At 45.2% G+C, this 26,469-nt stretch carries 25 protein-coding genes; 11 read left to right on the top strand and 14 right to left on the bottom strand.

Translation table 11 applies throughout. From position 1 onward, the window contains the following. The first annotated feature begins 16 nt into the window (after window positions 1-16). From ACJJI6_RS11920 to ACJJI6_RS11905, 4 genes are read left to right on the top strand one after another with little or no spacing between them, the layout of a single operon-like run. Window positions 17-1,654: a GMC family oxidoreductase gene (locus ACJJI6_RS11920; protein ID WP_475710569.1), complete on the top strand. Its 1,638-nt coding sequence runs from the start codon at window positions 17-19 to the stop codon at window positions 1,652-1,654. Beyond that, window positions 1,651-2,454, top strand: coding sequence for a putative RNA methyltransferase (locus ACJJI6_RS11915; RefSeq protein WP_475710567.1), 804 nt, complete (start codon window positions 1,651-1,653; stop codon window positions 2,452-2,454). Before ACJJI6_RS11920 ends, ACJJI6_RS11915 begins: the two co-directional genes overlap by 4 nt. Before the next feature lie 36 nt (window positions 2,455-2,490). Further along, window positions 2,491-2,946 (top strand): tRNA adenosine(34) deaminase TadA, encoded by a 456-nt coding sequence (gene tadA / locus ACJJI6_RS11910; protein WP_475710565.1) that lies wholly within the window; start codon window positions 2,491-2,493, stop codon window positions 2,944-2,946. After that, entirely contained in the window at window positions 2,933-3,370 is a 438-nt protein-coding gene (locus tag ACJJI6_RS11905; RefSeq protein ID WP_192879377.1) for an ion channel, read from the top strand. The genes tadA and ACJJI6_RS11905 overlap by 14 nt, the downstream gene beginning before the upstream one ends. Window positions 3,371-3,380: 10 nt before the next feature. Here the strand turns inward: ACJJI6_RS11905 and ACJJI6_RS11900 are convergent, their stop codons facing one another. Then, a complete protein-coding gene (locus ACJJI6_RS11900; RefSeq protein ID WP_475710563.1) occupies window positions 3,381-4,484 on the bottom strand; it encodes a glycosyltransferase family 25 protein in 1,104 nt (367 codons plus the stop codon). Window positions 4,485-4,764: 280 nt separating this feature from the next. Here ACJJI6_RS11900 and ACJJI6_RS11895 point away from each other — a divergent pair, with 280 nt between their 5' ends. Continuing rightward, a complete protein-coding gene (locus ACJJI6_RS11895; RefSeq protein ID WP_444926906.1) occupies window positions 4,765-5,970 on the top strand; it encodes a multidrug effflux MFS transporter in 1,206 nt (401 codons plus the stop codon). A 100-nt stretch (window positions 5,971-6,070) separates the two neighbouring features. Here the strand turns inward: ACJJI6_RS11895 and ACJJI6_RS11890 are convergent, their stop codons facing one another. After that, the gene (locus ACJJI6_RS11890; protein WP_282933974.1) at window positions 6,071-6,571 is read right to left on the bottom strand and encodes a lactoylglutathione lyase family protein; all 501 of its coding nucleotides are present in this window, start codon (window positions 6,569-6,571) and stop codon (window positions 6,071-6,073) included. Window positions 6,572-6,661: 90 nt separating this feature from the next. Between ACJJI6_RS11890 and ACJJI6_RS11885 the strand changes: the two genes are divergently transcribed. Both ACJJI6_RS11885 and ACJJI6_RS11880 read left to right on the top strand, forming a co-directional pair. Then, complete coding sequence (locus ACJJI6_RS11885; protein ID WP_444926907.1) at window positions 6,662-7,531, top strand: LysR family transcriptional regulator; 870 nt, start codon at window positions 6,662-6,664, stop codon at window positions 7,529-7,531. Next, window positions 7,522-8,397: a deaminase gene (locus ACJJI6_RS11880; RefSeq protein ID WP_475710561.1), complete on the top strand. Its 876-nt coding sequence runs from the start codon at window positions 7,522-7,524 to the stop codon at window positions 8,395-8,397. The genes ACJJI6_RS11885 and ACJJI6_RS11880 overlap by 10 nt, the downstream gene beginning before the upstream one ends. Window positions 8,398-8,408: 11 nt before the next feature. On the opposite strand, the gene ACJJI6_RS11875 is transcribed toward ACJJI6_RS11880, so the two are convergent. Then, entirely contained in the window at window positions 8,409-9,311 is a 903-nt protein-coding gene (locus tag ACJJI6_RS11875) for a LysR family transcriptional regulator ArgP (protein WP_444956914.1), read from the bottom strand. A 130-nt stretch (window positions 9,312-9,441) separates the two neighbouring features. On the opposite strand from ACJJI6_RS11875, the gene ACJJI6_RS11870 reads away from it, so the two are divergent. Continuing rightward, the gene (locus tag ACJJI6_RS11870) at window positions 9,442-10,062 is read left to right on the top strand and encodes a LysE/ArgO family amino acid transporter (RefSeq protein WP_444894975.1); all 621 of its coding nucleotides are present in this window, start codon (window positions 9,442-9,444) and stop codon (window positions 10,060-10,062) included. A 97-nt stretch (window positions 10,063-10,159) separates the two neighbouring features. Here ACJJI6_RS11870 and ACJJI6_RS11865 read toward each other — a convergent pair whose 3' ends face one another. From ACJJI6_RS11865 to ACJJI6_RS11845, 5 genes are all read right to left on the bottom strand, one after another. Further along, entirely contained in the window at window positions 10,160-11,266 is a 1,107-nt protein-coding gene (locus ACJJI6_RS11865) for an acyltransferase family protein (RefSeq protein WP_475710559.1), read from the bottom strand. 205 nt (window positions 11,267-11,471) lie between these two features. Then, complete coding sequence (locus ACJJI6_RS11860) at window positions 11,472-12,638, bottom strand: patatin-like phospholipase family protein (RefSeq protein WP_475710557.1); 1,167 nt, start codon at window positions 12,636-12,638, stop codon at window positions 11,472-11,474. Window positions 12,639-13,186: 548 nt separating this feature from the next. Continuing rightward, window positions 13,187-14,206, bottom strand: a complete 1,020-nt coding sequence (locus ACJJI6_RS11855) for a cytochrome-c peroxidase (protein WP_413664662.1) — start codon at window positions 14,204-14,206, stop codon at window positions 13,187-13,189. Between the two features lie 464 nt (window positions 14,207-14,670). Beyond that, window positions 14,671-15,048, bottom strand: a complete 378-nt coding sequence (locus ACJJI6_RS11850) for a hypothetical protein (RefSeq protein WP_444916296.1) — start codon at window positions 15,046-15,048, stop codon at window positions 14,671-14,673. 181 nt (window positions 15,049-15,229) lie between these two features. After that, window positions 15,230-16,192 carry a GlxA family transcriptional regulator gene (locus ACJJI6_RS11845; protein ID WP_475710555.1) on the bottom strand — a complete coding sequence of 321 codons (963 nt, stop codon included), beginning with the start codon at window positions 16,190-16,192 and terminating at the stop codon, window positions 15,230-15,232. Between the two features lie 114 nt (window positions 16,193-16,306). Here ACJJI6_RS11845 and ACJJI6_RS11840 point away from each other — a divergent pair, with 114 nt between their 5' ends. Beyond that, window positions 16,307-16,855 (top strand): cysteine hydrolase family protein, encoded by a 549-nt coding sequence (locus tag ACJJI6_RS11840; protein ID WP_413664666.1) that lies wholly within the window; start codon window positions 16,307-16,309, stop codon window positions 16,853-16,855. 192 nt (window positions 16,856-17,047) lie between these two features. Here ACJJI6_RS11840 and ACJJI6_RS11835 read toward each other — a convergent pair whose 3' ends face one another. Next, complete coding sequence (locus ACJJI6_RS11835) at window positions 17,048-17,365, bottom strand: cupin domain-containing protein (RefSeq protein WP_413664667.1); 318 nt, start codon at window positions 17,363-17,365, stop codon at window positions 17,048-17,050. 942 nt (window positions 17,366-18,307) lie between these two features. On the opposite strand from ACJJI6_RS11835, the gene ACJJI6_RS11830 reads away from it, so the two are divergent. Then, on the top strand, window positions 18,308-18,964 hold the full coding sequence (locus ACJJI6_RS11830) for a class I SAM-dependent methyltransferase (protein ID WP_475708581.1): 657 nt from the start codon (window positions 18,308-18,310) through the stop codon (window positions 18,962-18,964). A 354-nt stretch (window positions 18,965-19,318) separates the two neighbouring features. Next, window positions 19,319-21,265 (top strand): aconitate hydratase, encoded by a 1,947-nt coding sequence (locus tag ACJJI6_RS11825; protein ID WP_475710554.1) that lies wholly within the window; start codon window positions 19,319-19,321, stop codon window positions 21,263-21,265. 56 nt (window positions 21,266-21,321) lie between these two features. On the opposite strand, the gene ACJJI6_RS11820 is transcribed toward ACJJI6_RS11825, so the two are convergent. The 5 genes from ACJJI6_RS11820 to ACJJI6_RS11800 form a co-directional block, all read right to left on the bottom strand. Beyond that, window positions 21,322-22,338 carry a patatin-like phospholipase family protein gene (locus tag ACJJI6_RS11820; protein WP_475710552.1) on the bottom strand — a complete coding sequence of 339 codons (1,017 nt, stop codon included), beginning with the start codon at window positions 22,336-22,338 and terminating at the stop codon, window positions 21,322-21,324. Between the two features lie 554 nt (window positions 22,339-22,892). Beyond that, window positions 22,893-23,270, bottom strand: coding sequence for a hypothetical protein (locus tag ACJJI6_RS11815; RefSeq protein ID WP_475710551.1), 378 nt, complete (start codon window positions 23,268-23,270; stop codon window positions 22,893-22,895). A gap of 251 nt (window positions 23,271-23,521) precedes the next feature. After that, on the bottom strand, window positions 23,522-24,481 hold the full coding sequence (locus ACJJI6_RS11810; RefSeq protein WP_475710550.1) for a hypothetical protein: 960 nt from the start codon (window positions 24,479-24,481) through the stop codon (window positions 23,522-23,524). A 90-nt stretch (window positions 24,482-24,571) separates the two neighbouring features. Then, window positions 24,572-25,045: a LabA-like NYN domain-containing protein gene (locus ACJJI6_RS11805; protein ID WP_444894959.1), complete on the bottom strand. Its 474-nt coding sequence runs from the start codon at window positions 25,043-25,045 to the stop codon at window positions 24,572-24,574. 343 nt (window positions 25,046-25,388) lie between these two features. Continuing rightward, window positions 25,389-26,333 (bottom strand): alpha/beta fold hydrolase, encoded by a 945-nt coding sequence (locus ACJJI6_RS11800; protein WP_475710549.1) that lies wholly within the window; start codon window positions 26,331-26,333, stop codon window positions 25,389-25,391. Between the last annotated feature and the right edge of the window lie 136 nt (window positions 26,334-26,469).

Here is a 26,469-nt window from a genome sequence, read left to right as displayed (position 1 = left end):
AAGGTGCTGAGGTCCCATGTCCACTCAAATGATTTTTGATTATGTGATCGTAGGTGCCGGCTCCGCCGGTTGTGTTTTAGCAAATCGGCTCAGTGCCGAAGAGCAGAATCGAGTTTGTCTTCTGGAGGCGGGTCCTAAAGACCGGAGCCCCTTGATCTCCATTCCTGTGGGTATTGGCGAGTTGCTACCGGGAACTCGCTATAACCTACACCACCATACCACGCCACAAAAGCACCTGAATGACAGGAAACTGTTTTGGCCGAGGGGCAGGACCCTTGGGGGTAGTAGTTCTATAAATGCCATGGTTTATATCCGTGGTAATAGCGATGACTACGATGCCTGGGAAGCGGAGGGTAATCCCGGTTGGGGTTGGAAGGGCTTGTTGCCTTACTTCTTAATGTCGGAAGGCAATGAACGGGGTACTGATGCGCACCACAGTGGCTACGGCCCTCTGTCGGTCTCGGATTTAAAGTGGAAAACCCGATCGGGGCATGCTTTTTTACGCGCAGCTGAGTCCCTGGGACACCGGCCGAATAATGATTTTAATGGCAGCCAGCAAAATGGCGTGGGTTTTTACCAAGTAACCCAACGGCGCGGGCGCCGCTGCTCTGCCGCTACAGCTTATCTGCACCCAGTTTCTAGCCGTTCTAACCTACATGTTCGTACCAACAGCCAGGTGGCGAGGATTATTCTCAGGGGAGAGAAGGCGACCGGCGTCGAATTGCTTGATGGCACTAAAATCCTGGCGAACAAGGAAGTGATTTTAAGTGCGGGTGCTATCCAGTCGCCACAGCTATTAATGCTGTCTGGTATTGGGGATCAGGACCAATTGCGTAAATCTGGAGTGACTTCGCAAGCGCACCTTCCCGGTGTTGGAAAAAACCTACAGGACCACCTGGATATCATACAAGTAGTGGAAGCCTCTGAAGCGGTTAGCTTTTCCGAGGCACTATGGCCGAAGCTTCTCACCGCAATGCGCCTGCCAGAACTGATCTTTTTAAATAAAGGGCCCTTAACCAGCAATGTGGCCGAGGCGGGGGGCTTTGCCAGTTCCAGTCTGGCGGGCGGTAACCCGGATATTCAGTTCCACATGACGGCAGTTCCGACTTTCCAACACGGGTTTAATAAGCGCACCTGCTACGGTTACTCCCTTCACGCCTGTGCCCTGAGGCCTAAGAGTCGCGGCGAGATCACTCTGGACTCCACCGATCCACACAAACTGCCCAGAATTGAACCCAACTACCTGAGTGAGCCTGAGGATCTGCAGGTAATGGTGGAGGCATTTGAAATGGCACAGGATATCCTCGCCCAGGAGGAACTGAGTCGCTACAAGAAAAAGTCCTTGCGCCCAGAGCAGAAGTTGAGTGATAGAGAGTCAATCATCCACTATATTCGCCAGCATGCAGAATCCATCTACCATCCGATAGGTACCTGTCGAATGGGGAGTGATGAATTGGCTGTAGTGGACAGCGAGCTAAAAGTACACGGTGTGGATGGACTGAGGGTTGTGGACGCCTCCATAATGCCCACCCTGATCAGTGGCAATACCAATGCGCCTGTGATCGCTATTGCGGAGAAGGCGGCAGATTTGATTATGCAGCGGTCTTCGCGCTCGTTTGTAAAAGAGAATAGACACACTCAGGAAGTTGAATGATTTGGCAATGCCCGCTTTGTGCTGCCCCCTTAACTTTAGGAAAAGATACTTGGCACTGTACCAATCGACATAGTTTTGATCGCGCGCGTGAGGGCTACGTCAATTTGTTGCCCGTTTATCGCAAGCGCCGCAAAGATCCCGGTGACTCTTCGGAGATGCTTCACGCGCGGCGGCGCTTTCTTCACGCCGGCTACTATCGGCCTCTGGTTGATAGCATCTCGGCGCTCTTGCCCTACAAGCCCGGCCGCCGTTTACTGGATATCGGTTGCGGTGAGGGGTATTACCTGCGAGAGCTTGAGTCCGCTGGCTGGCATGGCCACGGCCTTTCCGGTATCGATATTTCAAAATCCGGCGTGCGTATGGCGGCCAAGCGCGACAGTGGCGCTCAGTTTGTGGTTGCCAGCAATGTAAATTTGCCGGTGGTCTCGGAGTCGGTGGATAACCTGCTGAAGATCTTTGCCCCAGCCCCCGATCATGAAATGGAACGGGTAATCAAAACCGGTGGCCATTTGGTAGACGTATCCCCTGGCCCCGATCACTTGTGGTCACTAAAGAAGTACCTCTATAAAGAGCCGCGTAAACATCCCACACCAAAAGTGATTGAGAAGTTGACCCCGGAAGTCGATATGCGTTGCTGTTTCCCTTTCGTATTGAAGGGCAAGCAGGCCATTGCAGATTTTCTCGCTATGACGCCTTTTGCCTGGAAGGGCAACCGTGAAGAACGACAGAAACTCGAAGAGCGCGACAGCCTGGAGCTGGAAGCGGACTTTGTTATTCGTCGTTTTATTAAACATAAATAACAGGCACTTGATAGGTAGAGGTAATAGAGCAGCGTTATGGCGACTCCCAGAGACTTTGGATTTATGCGGCGAGCCCTGGAGCTTGCACAACTCGCTGCTGAGCGCGGTGAAGTACCGGTGGGTGCGGTTTTGGTCCAGGATGGAAAAATCATAGGGGAGGGTAGTAATCGCCCGATTGGGAATTGCGACCCCAGTGCCCATGCGGAAATCGTAGCCTTGCGGCAAGCGGCAGATAAACAACAAAACTACCGCCTGCCAAACACCACTTTATATGTGACGATTGAGCCCTGTACTATGTGCTTTGGCGCAATGGTACATGCGCGGGTAGGGCGGCTGGTATACGGCGCTACCGAACTCCGGGCCGGTGTTGTTGAGAGCCAGCTGGAATTGGCACAAGCCAACTTTTTCAATCACAAGATTACGGTGGAGTCGGGAGTCATGGCGGAAGAGGCAAGCAATTTAGTGCGCGAGTTCTTTCATGATCGACGCTGATCTGGCATTTGCTTTTGTGGTGAATTCAATAGTTGTCGCCACCGTCGTCCTGATTCATCACGAAGTATTGAGTGCCCTTGCCCGGATTGGCCGCTGGATTCCGATCAAGCATAACCTGGCGATTGTCCTGGGGGTGTTTGGCGCTTTGATCGCCCACGTGGCTGAAATATGGCTGTTTGCCTACTGCTACTACTTTATGGTGAATTCGCCTTATTTTGGTACTTTGGTGGGCAACTTTAATGGCAGCCTGTTGGACTGCGCCTATTTCTCATTCACCACTTATACCTCACTGGGTTTCGGTGATATTGAGCCCCTGGGGCATCTGCGTTTTACCGCTGGTCTTGAAGCCCTTACGGGACTGGTGATGATTACCTGGACCGCTTCTTTTATGTTTTTAAAAATGCAGCGTTATTGGGAGAATTGATCGCAGGGTTCTAAGGTTTAATCCGCGCTGTACGCCCTGTGCGTTGTGTGGGTTTTTCTGCTGGATAGAACTCTTTTGAGTGGAGCCTTAAATAAAAGTGCCTGCCCACACTGCGCCAGAGTTTTCCGAAAGGGTGCAGCCAATAGAGCCACCGGGCGACTTTCGTGCGGTGGATATTGGATTTAACAATATTGGAGATGTGTTCGTTTTCCCACAGAAGGTGGGGCTCAACGCCATACAGTTTTAGATCAAATTGCCAGAAGTGATCGAATACCTTGTCGATGGGTTCGAAAATACGGCTGGCATATTTTAAGACTTTCTCCATACCGCGCCGGTTAATCAAATATCCCTGTGCGCCACACCACCCCCGCTCTGGTCGCACTAACTGATGAACACCGTCATTCAAGGTTTGCACGACTTTTCGCTTGCGGACTTTAAGTCCCATCAGTCGAACCATCTCGATATTTTCTGGTAGTTGCTCTAACTCCGCTAAGACGCGGCCAAATGAGGGTTCTAGCTGTACATCATCTTCCAGAATACAGACCCGGTCCAAGCCGGAGCGGTATGCCCGGCAAATTGCTCTTAAATGGGCGAGATAGCATCCAATTTCGGAGCTTTTGAGTTCGCACAAGTGGCGCCACCGGGTGACGTTACTCGCGATATACTCACCTTCTTCCAGTTCCGGAATGCCCGAGCGCCCATCAATCCCCTCAATCGTGTTGATATGCAGTCGCTGCATTTTCCCGGCGCTGAGTAATAGATCAACGTCATCACTGTTTGGTTGCAGAGTGATAATCCAACAGGGGGTATTGGCGATATAGGGTCGCTGACGGCGGCCGCGCGGGGTAATTGGGCGTCTAGAGCTTAAAGGGAGGCGGCGACGTTGTCTTGTTGGTGGGGAAAGCGGGTTCCGCTTGGGCTTGTGGCTGGTCGCAGCCAGCAGGCCAGGCAAAAATTCCTGAACTACCACAGTTGCTAGAATGACAGGGCTTTTCCACCAAGAGGCGCTGAAGAAGAGCCGTGCACCACAGGAGCCTCCTGGACGCTTGGAGGTCAGGGCTGAAACACCTTTAGTTATACCGTCTGCAGACGGTATAGAAGCGTCATGGGCCATTAACTCCCCTGATCTTATGGTCCTAAATTAAGTTGCTACGATTGAAGGTTAAGGTTTGACCTGCCAGTCCGAAAAGGATGAGGGAACTTACTGCTGAGGTGGAAGGAAAGAATACACCGCACTCGAGACACGCCGTGAATACATCCCTGTAAGCTCCTAATCGGCATCCATGCCTCATAGGGTCCCAAGCGCGGTGTATTCTTTCCTTCTCCCTTTTTAGCAATTGTGAGAGGTGTCTTGTAGAGGTGCCAAGGTGGAGTTGGCTCAATAGGGACTGTGGATGAACTCAGGCTTTATAAAAATGGCGTTGATCCTGGGGCTTTTGAGCTCTGTTGGTCCTATGGCCATTGATATGTATCTGCCTGCATTACCTGCGATGACAAAGGCCCTCGACACCTCAACCCAGGTCGCGTCCTATACGTTGATGGCTTATTTTATTGCGTTCGGGGTGTGTCAGATTTTTTATGGCCCCGCTTCCGATATGTTTGGCCGCAAACCGCCGCTCTATTTTGGTTTGCTGGTTTTTACTTTCGCATCTATTTGTTGTGCCCTGGCAACCACTATCGAGTGGTTGATTGCCTTTCGCTTCCTACAAGGGGTGGGTGCCGCCTCGGTAATGTCGATTCCCCGAGCAATAATTCGAGATTCTTATACGGGTACTCAAGCAACTCGCCTTCTTACGACAGCAATTCTTGTCCTTTCAATTTCTCCTATGTTGGCGCCATTAATTGGTAGTCTGCTATTAATTTCGTTTGGCTGGCGCAGCATATTTTGGGGGATATCCATTGCTACTTTTTTAAGTCTGATACTTGCTATTACGAGCCTTCACGAAACCTTACCAGTAAATAAGCGCATACCATTTAAAATAGGTGCGCTGCTTGAGTCTTATTCGATATTACTGCGTGACCCGATCTATATAGGGCTTACTTGTATAGGAGGGTTTGGCTTCGCTAGTGTACTTGCTTTTTTTGCGGCAGCTTCATTCTTATATACGAATTACTACGGATTGACCCCAACCGAATTTAGTCTCGCCTTTGCTCTGAACGCGCTTAGTTTCTTCCTGTCGAGTCAATTTTCGGCAAATTTTGGTGCTCGTTTAGGGATGGTGAAGCTGGTGAAGTGGGGTGTGACTGGATTTGTAATAAGCTCGGTGACTATGTATTTAGTGATAGAGGCCGGTTTTGATCATCTCGTACTACTGATATGCATGCTTATCGTATGTAATATGTTTCTCGGTTTGGTTCTTCCGACGGCATTTATTCTTTCCATGGAAAGACATGGCCCTATAGCGGGAACGGCTTCTGCCCTGGCTGGTACTATGCAGTTGTCAATCGGGGCTGTAGCTATCCTGATAACCAGTTTGGTTTTTAATGGAACACCAGGGTCGCTTGCTGGGGTAATTGCGGTGTGTGGAATTTTGGCCTTTGTGGTTTCCTGGTTGGTTTTGCGTAATGTAGTCAGCATCACAGCAGACCAGAGCGATTGAGTAATACCAAAATAAATTAGGGAGCCTCTGAATAACTCTGTGCTGGCATTTCACTCAGCATCGTTCGAGTGATGCTGAGTGAATTCTGGAGTGCTTAAGATCAGTAGGCACCAGCACTGTAGATCAGCTCATAGCTGTGGCTGTAAATTTCCAGAATGTTGCCAAACGGATCTTCCATATAAATCATGCGATAAGGCTTTTCACCGGGGTAGTAATAACGGGGCTCCGGCATACGTTTTTTACCACCGGCCGCTACAATCTTATCCGCCAGTTCTTCCAGGTTGGGGTCTTGCACGCAGAAGTGAAAGATACCGGTTTTCCAGTATTCAAAGTTATCTTCTGGGTTTTCCTGATTGCTAAACTGGAATAGTTCTACGCCAATCCGGTCCCCTGTCGATAAGTGAGCAATGCGGAAACTACCCCAGTTTGGGCCAAATACGTCGGTGCACATTTCACCGATAGCACTTTTGTCCTCGGTGATATCTGTGGGCTTCATAATCAGGTACCAACCGAGTACCTCGGTGTAAAACTTCACAGCTTCTTCAAGGTTTGGCACTGAAATACCGATATGAGAAAAGGTTCTCGGGTATGCGTTACTCATAGCTGTCTCCTTTGTTGAATGCGGTTAAGTTACAGCTTCTGATTCATTACGTATAATTATCATTCGTAATATTTTTAAGTAGCATTCGTAATGATAAATCCAGTGTGGTTAAGAAGCTTCTGTACTTTAGCTGAAGAGGGGCACTTCACTCGTACGGCGGATCGCTTGCATATGACTCAGTCTGGGGTCAGTCAGCATATACGCAAGTTAGAGGAGCACTTAGGTGTTGCTCTGTTAGTCAGGCAGGGTAAACACTTCACTCTCACGGATGCTGGTGATCGGCTCTACCGGGAAGGGCAGGGGATTATTCAGAAGCTTTCCAGCCTGGGGCAAATTGTTGGTGAAGACCCTCCCCACCATGGGGATGTGCGAGTGATGTGCCCCGGGAGTGTGGGGCTGAAGCTCTACCCCAAGTTGTTGTCCCTGCAGAAAATCCACCAGGGTTTATCGATTAGCTGCCGTTTCGCACCCAACCTGGATGTAGAGAAGGCCATTGCGGAAAACGGTGCTGATATTGGATTAATGACCAGCCCGCCACAAGCAGAGGAGATTGACAGTCGGCCGATCGCCAGTGAAAGGTTATTGCTAGTGACGCCGGCTGAAGTGAAAACCCCTGATTGGGAGTCGCTTTTAGCGCTGGGGTACATAGGCCATCCAGACGGTATACACCATGCGAGTCTATTATTGGGAGCGAACTTCCCACAATTTAGAAGTCTTGAAGATTTTCAACAAAAAGGGTTTTCCAATCAGATCAGCTTAATCCTGGAGCCCGTTAGTATGGGATTGGGTTTCACAGTTTTACCCGCCTATGCGGTAAGTGCATTTCGAAAGCCGAAATTGATTAAGGCACATAGCCTTGAAAATCCCGTTAGTGAGACACTGTATTTGGCGCTTAGGCGCACTCAACTTGTACCCGCCAGAGTCAGGTTTATTATTGGTGAAATGGAGAAATGGCTGTAATCGGGCTCCTAAGTATCAAAAAGCTGAACATTTTTGGTAAAAATACCGGGTTGTTTCGCTCCCTGTTATTTTTGGCTCTAACACAACTTTTTCTTGTGGGAATAGCTAAAGCTGAGAGTGTTAAGGGTGAGCAGGATAAGATACTGATGTTGTTGGCTTATTCTATAGTATTCCAGGACTGGGTCAGACCTACTGATAAAAATAAAAGAGGTCATAATATTGGTGCGGTTTTATTTGATGATATTTCCAAGCACATTGGGGGGGTTCAGCTTAATTCGGTTTCAGTCTGTGAGGATAAGACCCAGCACGCTGAAGTGCGTGTAATGCAAAGATGTCTTGAGACAAAATGCTTAGGGCCTCAGACCAAATACTTAACTAATTCCAATGTCAGTATTTATACAACTCTTGAACCCTGCATGATGTGTAGTGGAATGATGATTTTCTTAGGAGTTTCACGCGTTGTATATGGGCAGACCGATCCCGACTACGGTAAAAGTATAGAGCGATTAAAGCAAAGTTATAATGGAAACTGTGGCAAGGAAAATTCCCAGTGTATCGTGGATAAGCCTGGAAATTATTACACTCGCCGTATAATTTCTGAACCGTCGAAATTAGTACAGAAAGAAAAGCTAGACGGAGCTTACTTCGCTTATGAGTTAAAGCATGGAGACCAAATAGTTAGCTTTTTATTGGGAGGCGATGCGAAAGAAATTTATCAGGAATCCTATCGGGACTTCAAAAATCTAAATGTTCGACATAAGGAAAATCAACCAATATATCATCAAGCACTCTCAATCCTAGAACAGCTGGAAAATGGCGAACTGCAGCTGGACTACTGTCCATACTGGCAGTTGCACCATCACTGAGTATTTGAGCACTACTGACTTAGAGCTTTTCGAGCATGCTCTGTGAGGTTGATAGTGATCTCTTTAATCAATTTCGATTTTAAGTTCCAAACATGCCAGTAAAGAGGAATCTTCAAATACTGGTCTTCAGCGAGTTTCACCAACTTTCCACTTTTTAACAGGCTGGCGATCTGAATATCTGGCGCCATTCCCCAACCCAGCCCCAGAGTTAAGAAACTGAGGAAGCTCTTTGAAGAGGGGATTTCATGAGATGGGTACTGACCAGTCTCCACTCCCCAAAACTGTTTAAGGTAACGACTCTGCAATTGATCCTTATAGTTGAACTCCACTGTGGGAGCGTAGTGGAGCTCTTCAACCTTAATCGGGTCTGAAAAAAACCTCTTCTTAAAGGCCTTGGTGCATACCGGGTAATAGGCCATATGACCGAGCAGTACCGATTGGCAGCCTTGGAGGTTACTGGTCGTTGAACTGATACAGCCAATGACTTCACCATTCTTCAGCAGTTCATGGGTAGCGTCCTGATCGTCGACCTTTAGATCCACGAGCAACTGCTGGGATCGAATCAATGGAGTGATGGCAGCCAGGAACCAGGTATCCAAGCTATCTGCATTCAGTGCGATCCGAACCTTATTCTGGTTGCTATAGCGAGTCTTGCCCCCCTCTGGATCGATATCAGTGAGAAGCTCTTGCTGTAACAAGTGCATTTGCTGGTAGTACCCCAACACTTTGAGGCCGGCTTCAGTGGGTCGCAAAGGGTTGGAGCGTATCAATAGGGCTTGGCCAACCTGGCTTTCTAAGGCTTTGATTCGTTGGGAAATCGCAGACTGGCTGACATGGAGTAGGGCGGCAGCCTTGTCAAAGCTGCGCTCCTCTACGACAAAGGCAAAGGCTTGGAGTTGCTTTAGGTCTAGCATAAGAATTTCTTATGATGGATCAGTATAATTAAGTTTACTTATTCTAGTTTGACTCTTAATCTCGCGCCACTATTCAGGCCCGCAGCCCTGCGGGCACTTCCAAATTAGAGAATGAAACACAGGAGGCATCGTGTTTTCAGGGTTGTTGCTGGCGCCGCTCGCAAAAGGTTTTTTGACTACCATCAGTTTGATTATGGCGATCGGAGCGCAGAATGCGTTTCTGCTGACACAGAGTATCCGTCGACAATATCACTTTAGTATCGCGGCTTTATGCGTACTGATGGATATTGCCTTGATTACAGCTGGTGTGTTCCTGGTTGCAAATCTCGCACAAGCGGGTGGCGACTGGATGATCTGGCTGACCTGGCTCGGTGCTGCTTTCCTGTTCTCCTACGGTGCCATGGCTTTCCGTTCGGCCTTCACTAACAAAGGTCTTGGAGAGCAAAAAGAGTGGATGAAATCCCGCCGTTCTGCCTTGATTACTGCGGTAGCCTTAACCCTGCTTAATCCACACGCGTATGTGGACACGGTTGTACTGATTGGCTCAGTAGGGGCGCAGTATGCTGGCAATGGAACCTGGTTTTTTGTGCTGGGGGCATGTAGTGCATCCCTGTTATGGTTCACCCTTCTGTCTGTGGGTGGCAGCATGATGCAGCCGCTATTTAAGAACCCCAGAACCTGGCAGGTACTCGATGTACTGGTGGGCATTATGATGTGGACTATTGCTATCAGCTTGTTGTGGGCGCAGTAGACACTCAATAATGGCTGCTAAAAATAGCTGTAGACTAATAAGTCTACGGCTATTTTTTTGCTTCCAGGCCCCTAACTTATTCCGATAGTTTTCCACACTACCTCCCCCTTAATATTTCCCCTGACCTGTTTAACCCGCCGTTTCGATCGCTCAATAAGCGCCCAAATTGCATGCAGGGCCTCTCCACCAACCAATAAATGGCTGCCGCCAAAGCGAAGCTAAGTAGTGTTACTGCCACAAGCAACGTGGATAGAGAAATACTTGTAAGCCCTTGTCCCCAAGGTTGGCTTATGGCCCAGCTGACGAGAAAGACCACGATTAAATGAAACAGGTAAATGGAATAACTGATAGTCCCCAGAGTGGCTAAATGTCGTATTGGCTTTGGTGGAAGTAATACAAAAACGAGGAAGATAGCTAAAGCGATGAAATGAGATGATACAAAGCGGAGGGGAGTTTCGCTGATCGACCTACCTAGTAGGTGCATGGCCATAACGAGTAGTGGTATCGAGAAAGTCGAAACCAGGCCCCAAAGCATATAACGATAACCGCGCCTTGTTTCGTAGCAATACCTGAGTAGGGTTCCGCAGAACATAACTGCGATAGCAAAGGGGAGGTAGGTAGTGGTGGGGGGAAGCTGGGAAATTGGAGTGAATGATTGCCCTAAAAGTTGCATGCTGACAAATACTGATAGCGCCCCCCAGCACACTAAGAGTAGATATCTGGGATTCCCTAGTAGTCGAAGGGTGAACATCAGTGCGCAGAGACAGTAAAAAAGCAGCTCTGCAGTGAGAGTCCAATATAGAATCTGAACACTTTCAAACCCCATTAGGCCTTGCAGCATTGTGGTATTGGCAAGAATGGTAGATGCAGAGAATGTTCGGTCAGCGAGCAACCATGTAAGTCCGATAATTGCAGTCAGAGATAACCAGTAAGCAGGATACAAGCGGAAGAAGCGGCGGATAGCAAAGCTCTTAAGAGTATGATTAGATGCAAGAAGACTGTGGGGAATGACAAAGCCGGATATTAGGAAAAAGCAAAGTACACCTATCCTGCCAAAATCCAGTTGACTGATAAATTCAGCCAGTGCCGAGCCGTGCTGGGCGATGGATGGGGTGCGGATAAATACTTCACTACTGTGTTGCCAGACAACCAAAGTTGCAGCCAGCCCCCGTAGTACATCGAGATTAAGAAGGCGTGTGTTCATTGCTAACGACCTATATCCATGGTCAATCCAAGAAGGTATGGGCATGATCTTACCTTGCCTAAGTTGAACACACTATCTGTATTCTGTGTGATTCAACTCAAATCTTCGGGCTTTCATGCATGCCAATCCATTGATGGCTTCTCATCCAAGGCAACGCTGAATGGCAAGCTCAACTGAATAGGTGAAGTATTCTCCAGCGTTATAGTTAGCCTTTGTCCGTGAGGGTGTTTACTACCTGATCAACCTCCGTTTTATTTTCCTCAAGAAGCCTATCTGCTAGAACTTTCAGCTTCTTACTTGCTTTATAGTCAAATGGGTCAACATATGGATTAACAAGCTCTACATTTAAGTAGTTATATTTTATTCGCCCTTTAGGGCTAAGGGATTGTGCGATTTCCAAAGTGTATACTTGTTGGTCATCCATGGACCTCTGTACATTAGATATAAGGTCTTTCACCCAATTAATTCTTCCCCAGTTTTTTAAGTTTCTGTAGTTGGCTTCCATTGTACTCAGTGGAGACGTTCCGGCCCCGAGAATTAGCACATAGTAGTTTTTTTCAGGAAACTCTCTAATAATTTCGCGTAAAACAATACTAGCCGGATTATTTGCGTATATACCAGCGTCGGCATAATAGCGCTGATGAATGTCCCGTCCAGTAGTTACGAACTCGACAGGTGGGTATAGAGTCTCCGCACTAGCTGCCGCTGTTACAAGTTGATACAGTGTGTCTGTGGGCAGTTTACTGACTGCTTCACCACGGTTTTTGAATAGTTGAAGCTGGCCCATATGAATATTGAGAGAGGGGATGATGACGTAGTTCTTCAGGCTCGTAAACTTCAATTTGTCAGTGTAATGCTTTTCCATGGTTTCGCTTAAGCGTTCACCGCTAAAGCGAGGGGAGATAAAACCATTAAAGGTTAGCAATTTGTGATACCAGGGTACGGAGAATACGTATCGGCTATCTTGTTTATAAATATCAATAATTTTATCACTTTGGGATTTAAGGTTTTCAATCCCTGGATGATTATCGTCAAATGATTCTTGAGTCACATTGAGGCCAGTAGCGATGATGGCGCCAGTGGATACTCCACTAAAAACATCAAACAATTCATCAATAGGTTTGCCAGTCTGCTCTTCAATATGTTGAATAACATAGAGTGGTATTAAACCACGTATTCCACCGCCATCTATGATAAGGATGTTGATAGTATCTTTGTCTTTAAGGGAAGCATTACTCTTAATGAACTCTTCAGTAACAGGGTGGGCGTCATACTGAATACTTTGGGTCAGTCGATAATTGTAGACGTACACCAAGCCTAAAAACGCTATGATAACTAGTATGGTGAGGGCTGACGCTAGCCGAAGTTTCATTGATCTTCCTGAACGCTAAACTCTTAATACAGTGAGTGTGGCAAATCAGATTAGTTTTATTTCTTTGGGTTATTTAAAAGTTACTTAAGGCTGTTTTCTTATCTTGCTTTGGGACTGTGATAGGAAATTAAGCACTATTGGGGGTTCTTATTCGAATGAGAAAAAATTCGTAATTTCTATTCTCTTAGTTCCTTATGGAAAATTTCACTATCTATAAAGCGAAAAGCACATAAAGTAATCTGATGACTGAATGCCCAGGTATTGAACAGTAATTTAATGGAACTCTCTCAAGTCGGCGGCTGAAGACTGCACATTTCCCTTCGGACTTTATTTTACGGGCTTGATATAAGTATTGATGGAGCGCTAGAAATTATAAGTTGGTCGGTAATCAGGAAACCGTTTAGTCTACTGACTGTTGTGTCTTATACACAAAGTAACCGCAGGGTTGAATGGTTACAAGTTATCAATGAGCTAGTGACTGGAAACCCGTGAGCTCAGCCAAAATTGATTAGAGCGAAAGATGCCCACCCCGAAGGGTGGGAAATAGTTTAATGAGCTTGATGTTCTAAAGCGTTTAGGAAAGTTGCAATATCATTTACCTGTTGTGTGCTCAATTTCTGTCCCAATTGGTACCAAGCCATATCGTAAATTGCCTGCTCAATGGTTTCTACACGCCCGTCGTGGAAGTAAGGAGCACTTCTACTTACGTCGCGTAACATTGGAACTTTAAACATCATTTTATCGTTTTCAAGGCCTGTAACTTTATAACGACCTAAATCTTCTTGGTGTGGATATTGGTTGACCAGCCCCATCTTCTGGTACATGTTTCCACCCAAGGTTGCACCATTGTGGCATGCTGAACAACCAGTGTTGATAAAGGTTTGCAGGCCCTTTAACTCGCTTTTTGTCATAGCCTGATCATCACCATTTATAAAATCATCAAAACGATCATTTGTAATCAGTGTGCGCTCAAACGCAGCTATGGCCCCAGCAATATTGTCGTAAGAGATAGCATTCTCTTTACCAAAGGCGTGTTTGAAACTTTCTTGATATTCGGCAATTTTTGAAATCTTTGCCACAACAGCCTCTTCTGAAGGCATTCCCATTTCTACAGGGTTTAGAATTGGACCTTTGGCCTGTTCCTTCAGGTCCTCTGCGCGACCATCCCAAAATTGAGCCACCTGGAACCCGGAATTCCAGACCGTTGGAGAGTTTCGGTCACCCTTGGTGCCAGGTAAGGCTCCCGGTGATGTCGCTTCATTGTCAACGCCCGAGCCGTTGTAGTTCCCTACTTGATGGCAGCTGTTACAGGACTGGCTATCATTGACTGAAAGCCGTTCGTCCATGAACAGTGTTCTTCCAAGCTCAACCATCGCTGGAGTGTCATTCTCACTGCCTGGCATAGTTTCTGAGAGAGTGCCGAACATAATTTTGGATTGCTGACGTAATTGATTTATATCAACTTCGGCCGCTGCCGATACAGTTGTTGATAGTAAGCTTGCTGCAGCTATCAAGCCGCCAATGATTGGAAGCTTGAGATCTCTTTTCGAAAAAATTTTCTTAATCACTTTGGTATCTCTCCCACATCTCAAAAAACAATGACAACTAACCTATTTTTAATCAAAGTTAGGCGGCGCCACTATATAGGGAAGCTCGTTCGGCTGATACCATGATTTAACAAAAAAAGCCGTGTATTTTTAGAATATCCAGAATCGTTCACAAAATACTTTTTCAGATATTATTCAGAACTCGGACTATACATTGAGTGCACTGGATTTGGAGAGATTGAAGTCTTGCTATTTGCCTTTGAAAATTGCAGGGCAATTTCTGAGATGCGAGGAGGTGTAGGAGTTAGGGGATGCTTATCGGTATCTCCAAAGGTAAATGATTCGTATTTCTGCTAGACAGTTGGTGGTGTAATATCTACTCGAACGATAAATGGCTCCATAACTATCTGAATGTGGTTAATTTTTTAGGTAGGACCTTTAGGTTTTAGGAAGATTTTAATCTTATTGTTATATCTGGTTAACTTTTATATTGGTCTACGTATTCTAAATAGAGGCGTTTCGCTACCTATCAAGCTGCCGGGCTTAATAAGAGTCTCTTCGATTATTCCGCTGCAAGGGCTGGGCAGCTCAATTGTGTAAGTTCCAAAATCAGCAACGAGTATCGTTTGTCCACCGTAAATTGGATAATCAACACCAACCATGACTTCTACTACCTCACCAAGTTCTTTTGGGCGGACTGAGCCCGTCAAAGGTTCCTGTTTGTGTGGAATTGAATCAAAAGAGGGGGCGCGTACAATTCCGTCTGTTGGAAAGCGTTCTTCCTCTGGGGATATTCTTTCGCCGCTTTCAATGGAACTTATACCAAGAGCACCATTTATATAATTAAGTATGAATTTCCACATATCTCTCAAGGTTATATAGTGTGATCTGATTGTGCATTAATTTTACTTTAGATAGGCCTTATTTGTCTCGGATAGCTGAGGATTCTTGTGAATAGTGAATCATCGTCAATTCTTCAATCAATGTCTGTACCGGCTTTGATTACTTTCTCAATTAGCACGACTGATCAACCTTTCCGGAGAATTACATTTTAGAGCCACCTGAAAATCTCTGTCGATACTCCCTAGGTGAGAGTCCGGTCTGTTTGTGAAACATTTTCCGGAATGCGCTGACGTCCTCATACCCCACTTGCCAAGCGATCTGTTCGACTTGCAATGTGCCCGTTTCCAATATTTCGCGAGCCTTTTGCAGACGTTGCTGTTGAATATATTCGGCGGGTCTATAGCCGGTAACCTTTTGAAATCTTCGTAGAAAGGTGCGTTCGCCCAGATTGGCGAGTTGAGCCATCTCTGCAACAGAGATTGGTTGTTGATAATCCCGGTGAATTTGCTGTTGTACTTTTAAAATTGCTTTATCGCCATGATCTAGAGGAGGTAGAAAACTGCGGTAATAACTTTGGTAACGGGTACCCGTATCCACCAACAGGAAACGTCCCAACTCCATAACTATATGGGGAGGCATGTATCGTCCGACCAGATGTAACCCAAGGTCAATCCAAGACATTACACCTCCTGCGGTAACAACATCCGGGTCTGCAATCAGGATGGAATCGATATTCAGCTCTATATCCGGGAACTTCTGCTTAAAGGCATCGGCCAGTCGCCAGTGAGTGGTCGCCTGGCGTCCATCTAATAGTCCTGCGTCGGCCAACATAAAAGCCCCAGCACAAGCGGAGCAGGTTACGGTCCCCTCTTTGTGCCGCTTTAACAACCACGTACTGACATCTTTCGGTGGCTCCATGTACTCCTGACCTTCCAGTGCCGGCGGTACAATAACAATATTTGGTTCTTTAGCAGCCCCTTTTTTCTCGGGTATGACTTTTCCGTCATTAATTAGCCAGCGTGATACCTCAAATAGCGCCTTGGGTTCTGGGATTGACTCCTGACAGATGTGGTTTGCGGTTTGGAACAGGTCGATTAGGCCATAAGTAGCCGACTGAGCCGCTCCGGGGATCATCAGTATTGCAATGTGGATTGTTTGGGTCACTAGCCCTCCTGTCAGTTCTTGCCCGTTTTATGTCGGTCTTGCCACGCCTGTATCCTAGCCCATCGCCCTAACATGCGCTTGTACATTTCAAAGACACAACCAAAGGACAATCTTATGAGCAAGACAGCGCTAATCGTCGTCGATATGCAAAACGACTACTTTGAAGGCGGAAAGTGGACTCTTGAAGGCATTGGACAAGCATCAGACCAGGCCGCAAAAGTGCTGGCTGAGTTTCGCAAAAAGCAGTGGCCAGTTATTCATGTTCGCCATGAATTTCTCAGTGAGGATGCTCCATTCTTTATTGCCGGTAGTGAGGGTGCGAAAATTCACAAAAGCCTTCTGCCTGTTGAAGGTGAGCCGGTAGTACTCAAGAATGAAGTTAACAGCTTTAAAGGTACGGATCTTAAAAAGCACTTGGATGAGCTAGGTGTTAATAAATTGGTCATTGTCGGTGCGATGAGCCATATGTGCATCGATGCCATCACCCGAGCGGCAAGTGACTTTGGATATGAAAATACCGTTATTCATGATGCCTGCGCTAGTCGGGACATGTACTTCAATGGTGTCGATGTTCCCGCTGCACATATACATGCAGCTTATATGGCAGCACTACAATTTGCTTATGCAGAGGTTATCAGTGCTGACGAATACTTAACGCAGTAATTAACTCGCCTGCACTTTAGCGTTAAGCCACACACGATATTGCTATACCTTTATCGATAAGGACTTTAGGCTTTATAAGCCTAAAGTCCTTCTTCAAGCTGCATGTTCAGTTCTATTTCATGATAAATTACACTGCATCTACAGGTTGCCGACTAGGCTTTTAAAGCTCTTAGTTTATGTGCATGTAGAGATTTAGCTTGTTTTATCTTTAAACCAAAATTCAATTTCATCTGTTTCGACTTCAAAAGTCGCGGAGTGCTCTACATTTGCCGGTACGTGGTACCACTGTCCAATGCCAATCCGTTGGGTGGCACCATTCATGGTGAGTATTAGTTCCCCCTTTGTGATAACGCCATGATTATCTGTGTCATGAGTGTGGGGTGGAATGAACGTTCCAGCTGGATATGATGCGAAAAGAACATCACTGTTTTCTGCCTTAAGCTTGTAAGCATCAAAGCGACCATCGTAGAGAGGTAATTCCTTAATTTTACTTGGATAACTGCCTGGCATCTCTGCTTCCTTGTTGAGTGCGTATAAAATAGTTTTGGGCCAAAGGTCCTGTAGGTAGAGTAAATCACCATCCTAATAGTTCCAAGACTATTTTTACTAACTTTGTAATTGCTCTTTTGGTTTGTTCTTTTCTATTGCTATGCGAAAGGATGGAGTTTTGGAAATAGCGTGCTAATTATTCGTCTAATTAAGAAGTAGCATGCCGCCATTAATAACCCAATATTTAATGAGATAAATTTTTAGTGGAACAAAATGGAGTCAACATTAAGTGCTCAAAATCCATCTTACCCTACTCTCAAAAAATCCCACATTGACTACCCAATAGGAAGTAATAAATGAGCATGTCGTTACCCCAAGAGCCACTTTTATTTGACCAAATCTCCATTGCTCACGAATTCCTAAGTATATTAGTATTCCTATGGTGGTTAGCATCATAGGTTCGTAAAAATACCTAATAGGAGCATTGAAGGGAAATAGGAATAAACCGTAGACAAGCCTTCCTAGTCCCGGCGGTAGTATAGCTACCATGCTCAGCATCATGCAGAGCATATGCTTTATGATAATTGCTTGCAAGCTCATGGCAAATACTGCGGATGTTTAAATCTCGTTATAAGTACAATCTAACCAAATTAAAGATGAAAACTTCTAGTTTGCTTAATTTGCAATCTATTTTGGAGAGTGGTGCTTAAAAAATTTTCATATTGAAGTAATTTGTATTGCAGGAAATACTGAGATACGCAGGCAGAATATCTTAATAGTTATTCTGCCTGCACCTATTTTTTGCCTAACATAATCGATATAGATATTGGGCAATATAGTAGGTAGAATAAGTTGTATTTTACATCTATATTGAAAACAAAACGGTTAACTAGGAAGTGATTGGTTAATTTAAAGAATAAATTATCTGGTTAGTACTTTATTTTTGACGCTGAAGGAATAGTAATGTCAAAAGATCCAAAGCTCATTGCTGAGCAGCTTAGAAAACCATCTGGTACATTGGCTTCAGAAACCGCGCAGCAAATGAACAAAGCGAATGAAGCAACGAATCTTACCGCTTTAACAGCCCTCAATGTGGTAGATGGTGATTCTGTTCTAGAAATTGGTCCGGGCAATGGCAAATTTGCAGTCGACGTAATTCGTAAGGGATCTTGTGTCCGCTATACCGGCATTGATTGGTCGAGCGATATGGTTGCAACCGCAAAGGGTCTAAATTTTGAATATATAGAGTCGGGGCAAATGGATTTTTTAGTTGGTAGCTCAGAAAGTCTGCCGTTTGCCGATAAACAGTTCGATAAGGTTCTAGCCGTACACACAATATACTTTTGGGACACCCTCAAAACTCATCTAGCAGAGATCTCCAGAGTACTAGCGACTAAAGGAAAGTTATGCCTGGCTTTTGGCGATAAATCTTTTATGCAAAATCTACCGTTCACTCAATATGGATTCAGGCTGTTTGATGAAAGTGATATTTGTGCCCAATTATCTGACGCTGGATTTAAAGTTGTATCCCGCGGGAAGCATAGTGAGTATGGAGAAAGTAATACAGGGCAGCTTGTGGAGAAGAAAATTAATATAATTGTGTGTGAGCTGAATCCATAAGCAATTGCCAATCTTTGAAAATTGTGTCTTTCCGAAGAACACTTTTTATTTTGACTGATTAAATAGAAGTTCTGGATTGAATTAACTCCCTATCTTCTAGTGATTACTCCCCTATCGATCGTATGTAGCTGCATATACTCAGTCATTTGTCAGAGATTACAAAACTGCGGAAGTAAACGGTTCAGGTAGCTCTAGCGTATGTTAGAGCTACTAAGAGTCCGGGGGTATAGCCTTGGCGCTTACGTAGTCCTGCAACTACAACGGTGCTTCAGCCGAGGAAGCTAGAGCTACAATGATCAAGATCTAGTTACATCAATACTAGAAAGCTCCAGCTCACTCACCGGGTATCCCCTTATGCCTATGAATCTTGCACAGAAACTTATCCAAAGCCACCTCGTGAGTGGATCAATGGAGCCTGGCAGCCCAATAGAGATAAAGATCGATCAGACGCTAGCTCAGGATGGGACGGGAACACTTATTATGTTGGAGCTTGAGGCACTTGGTTTGTCTCAAATCAAGACTGAGCTTTCAGCACAATATGTAGACCATAACCTGTTACAGACGGATTTTAAAAACGCCGACGATCATATATTCCTGCAAAGTGCCTGTCGTAAATTTGGAATTTGGTTTTCGCGGCCCGGTAATGGTGTCAGCCATCCAGTACAGATGGCTTGTTTCGATGTGCCTGGTAAGACATTACTTGGCGCCGATAGCCATACTTGTGCAGCGGGTTCTATGGGGATGCTGGCGATTGGTGCCGGTGGCCTACAGGTAGCAATGGCCATCGCAGGCGTCCCCTTTGCACTGAAAATGCCCAAAATACTCGGTGTGAAGCTCGAAGGTGAGCTGCCGCCATGGATTAGCGCTAAGAACATCATTCTGGAAATGTTGCGTCGGCAGTCTGTTAAGGGCTGTGTTAACAAGATTGTTGAGTATTACGGTCCCGGCCTGGCTAAATTGACAGCGATGGATCGCCATGTGATCGCCAATATGGGGCAGGAAATGGGCGCTACCACCAGCGTCTTTCCTGCCGATGAAGCAGTAAGGGCTTTCCTAAAGCAGCAGCATCGTGAAAACGACTTTGTCGAAATGAAGGCCGATGAAGGCGCTGGTTATGACGAAGAAGATACTATTGATTTATCAAATCTCGAGCCGCTAATTGCTTGCCCATCAAGCCCAGACAAAGTTGTGACGGTCCGTGAAGTGGAAGGCCGTCCTATCTATCAGAGCTATATTGGCTCTTCTGCCAACCCAGGGTTGAGAGACTTTGCGATACCCGCACGCATGGTTTCAGGTCGCCGAATAGCCGATGACGTTTCCTTTGACATCAACCCAACCTCACGTCAGTTACTCGAAGAGCTCAGTCGCAGTGGAGATCTGACTAAATTGCTACAAGCGGGAGCTCGCTTGCATCAAACCGGGTGCGGTGGCTGTATCGGCATGGGGCAGGCCCCCGCCAGTGGCGGTATCAGCTTGCGCACGGTCCCACGTAACTTTCGTGGTCGCTCAGGCACCGCAGACGACCAAGTCTATTTATGCAGCCCCGAAGTGGCTACTGCCAGTGCGTTAAGAGGGGTGATCACTGACCCTCGTGATCTGGATATGGACTACCCCAGCTTCCATGAGCCGGAATATCTACCTGATATACGTCCGTTACTGCAGCCGCCTCAAGAAATCCCAGTAGCAGTTGAGTTGATCAAAGGGCCAAATATCAAGCCCCTTCCTGATTTCGAAAAGCTACCGGAAGTTTTAACTGGCCCATTATTGCTGAAAGCAGGGGATAATGTTTCCACTGATGAAATATTACCTGCTGGAGCAGAAATCTTACCGCTGCGCTCAAATATCCCTGCCATCAGCCGTTATACATTCTCACGAATCGATGAATCGTTTTATGATCGGGCAGTGAAGCTCAATGGAGACTGTTTTGTTGTCGGTGGTGAGAATTATGGACAAGGCTCTAGCCGTGAGCATGCGGCAGTATCTTCACGCTTTCTTGGGGTAAGGTGCATAATTGCAAAAAGTATGGCCCGTATACACCGGCGTAATCTTATTAACTTCGGTGTGCTGCCATTGCTATTTGAGAATTTTGATGATTACAATCTTCTTCAACAGGGGATAGCTCTTGAAATTGACAATCCAATTGCACAGATAAAGTCAAGCAGTTCAATTAAATTAATAATTAAATCATCAGGAGAATGTATTAACTTGCGGAGTGATTTGGCTAAGGACGAAATTGAAGTGTTGGAAGCAGGAGGTATGATTAATCAGGTAAGAGAAAAATACCTAAGCTCTAATAAGTAGTATGACTTTCTATAGCTGTAATTTGATAAAGTCAGCGCTGGTCCCGATCGGTAGCATTACTGATACCTATGGCTCCCTTGGTTGTTGACTAATATAGTAGCTATTTCTTCCAGCTCTTTATCAAAATACTCTGCATTCCTTTCTCCCGCTTTTTTTAACTTCTTCAGGTTTTCTGGTGTCGCATTGTCCATGGCTGAGTCAGCAGCGTAAAGCTTTGGTTGTATCCGGTAGTAATTTGAATTCTCTACGGTAGAAGAAATTTGCTTCATATAGTAATGAACCATTTGCGCGCTTCCATTTACGGCGATATCAATGGCGGGCCTTGCCCAATTGAGTATCCCCCAATCTTTAACCTCCTTGTATTTGTATCCTGAAAGTTGCCTGCCAGTACCCAGAGATACAATAACCATATCCTTCATCCCAGAGACCCCGCTGAATTTGATGGCTTCGGAGTAGGCGCATAAAGCAGGATCACTGGCTACCATGCCGCCATCAATTAAGACATATTTATTGTTGGATGGAGGTAGTGAAAAGATGCGTGCTGGCTCAAAATAGGTTGGTACCGCGGTGCTTCCCAGTAGAAGGTCTTTAACCAGAAAGTCTTCATTCTTTACTATGGCACAATGTTGCCTAAAAATGACTTGTTCCCGCTTTTTGATATCATAGGAAACAAAGCAGCAGGGCTTTAATAGATTACTAAGTTTCATTTTCCCAAAGAATTGCGATAAAACCCTGTCCAACTCCATGGAACAGTACTTTTCCTCCTTCAATAACTTTAACTTTTCTAGAAAAGGCCATGAGCCTGAGCCAAATACCTTCTCGCCTTCCTTAAGGTAGAGGCTGACAGCATCCTGGGCAGAAAATTTTGGTTTTCCTTGCTTGTTAGGGTAGATGTAGGCGGCACCTAATATTGCACCGGTACTTGTTCCGGCCACCAGGTCGAAGTACTCGCCTATCCTGGCGTCAGGATTGCCTGATTTCACCTTTAGCTTGTGCTCAAGGGACACCAGTATCTGGCCAGGCAAGATTCCCCGGATTCCTCCACCATCGATAGAAAGGATTCTGATAGCCATTGCCGATGCCCTCTGGCTCCGTAGATTGTACGCGACCCTAGAAACATAGCATTTGGTAACAGGGGTAATACTTCATATACCCTGGATACCATCAAAAAAGTTCATAATATCAATAAGTTAGGCGCATCTATCACCATGCTGAGTTTATTAATATGGTTAAGGTAAAGAAGCTAATATAAGGATTGATAGATATGGGGATTAGTAGGCCTCTGAGCTGAAACCTAAAGTTCAAGGGCTAGAGTGTCGTGGAGTTAGTCGGAACACAAAAGTAGATTCTTGCGCAACGCCGATTACTGTGCACCGGTGCAGCCGTTTGAAGTCTCTATGGTATATTGGGCGACTCTTACGCTATTTTTATAAGTGATGCTTGCAATACAAACTGTAATGCCCAGCTTAAATCTATAAAACAACGTAGTCCTTTATTTTCAGATTTAAATATATTTAGAATCAAAGTTGTTGTTCTACTGAAGTCATGTTTTTACGTGAGGCAAACAATACCGATATGTGTATAAAATTTCAATGTAACACGTATTGTCTTTTCTAGTGTTTGATTATTAAGATCGTGAAGGAATCTTATAGATCACATACTGGCGCCCACGATAGTCGATGCCTTTTGAAAGGTAAAGCCACCTTGATACAGCCACTTTAACAGGTATATTCCACGCTTTATCTGAGGAGCCTTCAATCTTTATATCTCCTGGAACAAGTCCTCCTCCTTCAGATCCCGGTTTCTCCACTAACTCAAATGAAACTATTATGCACACTGGTGGGTGCTTGCTGATGCCTAGCGGGCGCATAGGTGCGGTCTTTATTACTGGTTTGGCTTTAGATTCTGGTATATCAAGGTCTAATTGAGGGCAGTTATCAGTGCTTTCGCTCGCCTGCGCGGCCATAAAGAGCACCGTTAGAGTTGGAATAATTAGACTCTTCATTTCGTATAAGCTCTCATATTAATCAAGGTAATAGTAGGCCTTTAAAGCTAATGTACAAATTTTAACAAGATGACATTTTAGGAGTGGCTTGGATAGCTATTTGGTAGGCTTTCCGCGTTGACTGATGCTGCTTATATAATATTGCTGAAAATATTAATATAAAATGTCGAATTTGAGCAAGTTGTATCGTTTTAAGGCATAATAGGCGCCAAGTGAATTCTATGGCGCCTTTGTTATTGTTCTTCTAATATCTAAATGGGAGGGTTAGCATTAAACCTGAACTCATAATTGGAGATGTATTCGGGTGCTTTAAAGTCCTCTGGTGTACAGCGAGGTGAGGCTCTGGAGAATTTTTCTGGCATGCTTCTTGGTAGAAAATCATACGAGCTTCCATTGAGTTTATCTTTCATAGATATGTTGCAAACCCAATTCTTATCTGCCACTTTTTGTATGGAGAAATCCATTTCTATACTTTGATTCTCTTCAGGGTTAAACGTAATAAAAGTGGAGCAATAGTATGACTTAGTATAGGTCTCAAAAGGGAGGTAGGATTTTGGCATTGCTGTAAGTAGAAGTGTTACAGGCGCCTTAGTAGGCAAGTTAATCACTTCACCTTTAAAGTCTTCGTGAGTGATTTTTTGTCTTTGATAGTAGCAGTATTCTGGATCATCCATATAGTAAACATCCAGATCAGCCCTGCCACCGTTGAAATTTTCTGATAGATTTATAGATAGTTCAGCTGAGTTTTCTGTTTGATTGTTTTCAAGCTCTCTTAAGATGGTATATTCAGCACTTTCATAGTCATTTGATTTTTTGTATCGTGCCGAAGTTAGATCACTCTTGATGTCGTTATAATTTGTTTTTTCGAAAATGTTAAAATAGCTATAAGTGCTTTTACTTACTTGATGATACCGGAAATAATGTGTCTCTCCACCTGAAATAGTAATCTTGATTTTTTTTTCAATACCTCCAGCCCTAACTTTGTATGTTCCTGGGGGCAAGTGAATCCACGTGTATCCTTGATCATACAATTTTGCCACAATTCTATCGTTAATAATGAATTTGGTAGGAAAACCGCCGCCGTGATAAACATCACCACGCATTAAATAAAGCAAGCCTTTACCTTCAGGGGGTGGAGGAGCTGGTGTGAACTTGGGACCAATTGCGCAAGAGCTAATAATAAAAACAAAAAATAAAACAATAATACGCACTATATTTCCTTACTGCATTGATAGTGTGTTAGTTTGAATGCCTTATACCACCTGATTGGTGGATATATGGGGTTCTTTTGTGCATGGTTATTACAGCAATAACCTATCTTCAATTGGAGTGAATTTGCTCGCCGCATTAATTAATGCTCCAGCCGTTAATTCCGGAACACCATATACTTCAACTTTCTTGCCTCTATCTAACCTGAGCTTATGGGCAAGAATGTCAAAGTCGCCATCTCCTGACACTAAAATCACTGTATCTACCGAGCTTGAATATTCCATAGCATCAATAGTTATGCCCACATCCCAGTCGCCCTTGGCTGAGCCGTCGGATCTTTGGGTGAAGGGCTTTAACTTCACTTCGAAGCCAATCGACCTTAAGATGTTTTGAAATTCATACTGTTTTCTATCACCACGGTCGATGGCGTAAGCTATGGCCTTAACAACTTTTTTACCCCCTGTCACCTCCCGCCAAAACTTGTTGTAATCAAAGTTTCGTTTATAGATTTGTCGACATGTGTAATAAACATTTTGCACATCAACAAATATGGCAACCTTTTCCATTTGGGAATCCAGTTATTATAAAATTCTGAAATTGACAGTGAAGTTATGATCTGCATGCACCAGGGTGGATGCATTAAGCCACTAGTTTTACATACTTAAGCGATGATTGTCAGCCAGATTTAGAGGTGAGGAACATCTCGGCAGCAAAGCCAATTTATCAGTAGTTGATGAGTTGTATCGAGATATATAGTGTTGAGCAGTGGCCTTATGAAGTAGCATGTCTCGCTTATATGCACATGCTATCCCCAGATGGCCACTTTACAGTGGGTATCCTACCGTGAACGCCCTTTTTGCGGGGTTCTGTGTGGGTAAATTGAAAGGGAATTTCCTAGAGAAATGGATACTAAGTAGCGGATTGTTGTTCCAGCCAGTTTAAAATCACTTGAGTGGTTTCTTCCGGTCTTTCCTGTTGAATCCAGTGGCCGCAATTAAGGTTCACCTCATCTACATTGGGAACGAAATCTTTGATAGCTGGAGACCTAGGTATCAAATCATGGTCGCCGTAAATCATAAGGGACTGCTTTTGGATAACTGGGTCTACATCTGCCAAGATATGCCAATTGCGATCCAGGTTTCTATACCAGTTTATGCTACTTGTAAAACCCGTTTTTTCAAATGCGGAAACGAATACAGCCAGTTCACTATCATTCAGCAAGGGGGCACCAAGCGGTGATGCTGCTCTCGCGAGATTGATCATTACCATACCAGGCTCCGGCGGTGTAGGAGGTACGTCTTTGCGGAGCAAATTGCGAAGGAACTGGGAAGCGTTCTTGTCTAACACTGCGTCCGCAATACCTGGCTGCCTATTGAAGTGCACAAAATAATAATCGCTCCCAAGGAATTCCTCCATAAATTCGATCCAAGGTTTTTCTGTTCGGACTTGATAGGGAAGTGCGAGGTTTATAATTTTATTAACACGGTTTGGGTGTAATAGCGCTATTCCCCAAACGACCATTGCACCCCAATCATGACCGATAAAAGTGGCATCTTGATATCCGAAGTGATCCAGAAGTGCAGCTAGATCGCCGGTTAATTGTTCGATGTCATAGCTGGTTACTTCCGTTGGGCAGGATGAGTTGCCATAGCCTCGCTGATTGGGAACGATAACGTGGTAGCCCGCTGCGGCGAGAGCGGGTATTTGGTGGCGCCAGGAAAAGGCATGTTCCGGCCATCCGTGACAAAGCACAACGGGGTTTCCTGTGTTCTGCTGGCCCGCTTCAAAGACCTCCAGCTCTATGCCATTCACTGAGATAAGAGTAGGTGTGGGGAAATCGGGTATTCTAGACAATTTACTTCCTCTTCTTTGGGGAGGCCTTGAGAGTTGCTGTTTACCAGCAGGCTCCGCTTTCTATCCTTAAGGGTTGTTCTAACTTCAACATCCCTTTGCTGGATCGTGAGTGCATAGGCTAGAATCTAATGGTGCC

This window comes from Microbulbifer maximicatervae (SeqCode) (genome assembly GCF_056232625.1).
This window is presented reverse-complemented; position numbering and strand designations above follow the sequence as displayed.

Coding starts and splice junctions, on each gene's coding strand:
- ACJJI6_RS11920 (WP_475710569.1), top strand. CDS start 17: ATGTCCACTCAAATGATTTTTGATTATGTGATCGTAGGTGCCGGCTCC.
- ACJJI6_RS11915 (WP_475710567.1), top strand. CDS start 1,651: ATGATTTGGCAATGCCCGCTTTGTGCTGCCCCCTTAACTTTAGGAAAA.
- tadA (WP_475710565.1), top strand. CDS start 2,491: ATGGCGACTCCCAGAGACTTTGGATTTATGCGGCGAGCCCTGGAGCTT.
- ACJJI6_RS11905 (WP_192879377.1), top strand. CDS start 2,933: ATGATCGACGCTGATCTGGCATTTGCTTTTGTGGTGAATTCAATAGTT.
- ACJJI6_RS11900 (WP_475710563.1), bottom strand. CDS start 4,484: ATGGCCCATGACGCTTCTATACCGTCTGCAGACGGTATAACTAAAGGT.
- ACJJI6_RS11895 (WP_444926906.1), top strand. CDS start 4,765: ATGAACTCAGGCTTTATAAAAATGGCGTTGATCCTGGGGCTTTTGAGC.
- ACJJI6_RS11890 (WP_282933974.1), bottom strand. CDS start 6,571: ATGAGTAACGCATACCCGAGAACCTTTTCTCATATCGGTATTTCAGTG.
- ACJJI6_RS11885 (WP_444926907.1), top strand. CDS start 6,662: ATGATAAATCCAGTGTGGTTAAGAAGCTTCTGTACTTTAGCTGAAGAG.
- ACJJI6_RS11880 (WP_475710561.1), top strand. CDS start 7,522: ATGGCTGTAATCGGGCTCCTAAGTATCAAAAAGCTGAACATTTTTGGT.
- ACJJI6_RS11875 (WP_444956914.1), bottom strand. CDS start 9,311: ATGCTAGACCTAAAGCAACTCCAAGCCTTTGCCTTTGTCGTAGAGGAG.
- ACJJI6_RS11865 (WP_475710559.1), bottom strand. CDS start 11,266: ATGAACACACGCCTTCTTAATCTCGATGTACTACGGGGGCTGGCTGCA.
- ACJJI6_RS11860 (WP_475710557.1), bottom strand. CDS start 12,638: ATGAAACTTCGGCTAGCGTCAGCCCTCACCATACTAGTTATCATAGCG.
- ACJJI6_RS11850 (WP_444916296.1), bottom strand. CDS start 15,048: ATGTGGAAATTCATACTTAATTATATAAATGGTGCTCTTGGTATAAGT.
- ACJJI6_RS11840 (WP_413664666.1), top strand. CDS start 16,307: ATGAGCAAGACAGCGCTAATCGTCGTCGATATGCAAAACGACTACTTT.
- ACJJI6_RS11835 (WP_413664667.1), bottom strand. CDS start 17,365: ATGCCAGGCAGTTATCCAAGTAAAATTAAGGAATTACCTCTCTACGAT.
- ACJJI6_RS11830 (WP_475708581.1), top strand. CDS start 18,308: ATGTCAAAAGATCCAAAGCTCATTGCTGAGCAGCTTAGAAAACCATCT.
- ACJJI6_RS11825 (WP_475710554.1), top strand. CDS start 19,319: ATGCCTATGAATCTTGCACAGAAACTTATCCAAAGCCACCTCGTGAGT.
- ACJJI6_RS11820 (WP_475710552.1), bottom strand. CDS start 22,338: ATGGCTATCAGAATCCTTTCTATCGATGGTGGAGGAATCCGGGGAATC.
- ACJJI6_RS11815 (WP_475710551.1), bottom strand. CDS start 23,270: ATGAAGAGTCTAATTATTCCAACTCTAACGGTGCTCTTTATGGCCGCG.
- ACJJI6_RS11805 (WP_444894959.1), bottom strand. CDS start 25,045: ATGGAAAAGGTTGCCATATTTGTTGATGTGCAAAATGTTTATTACACA.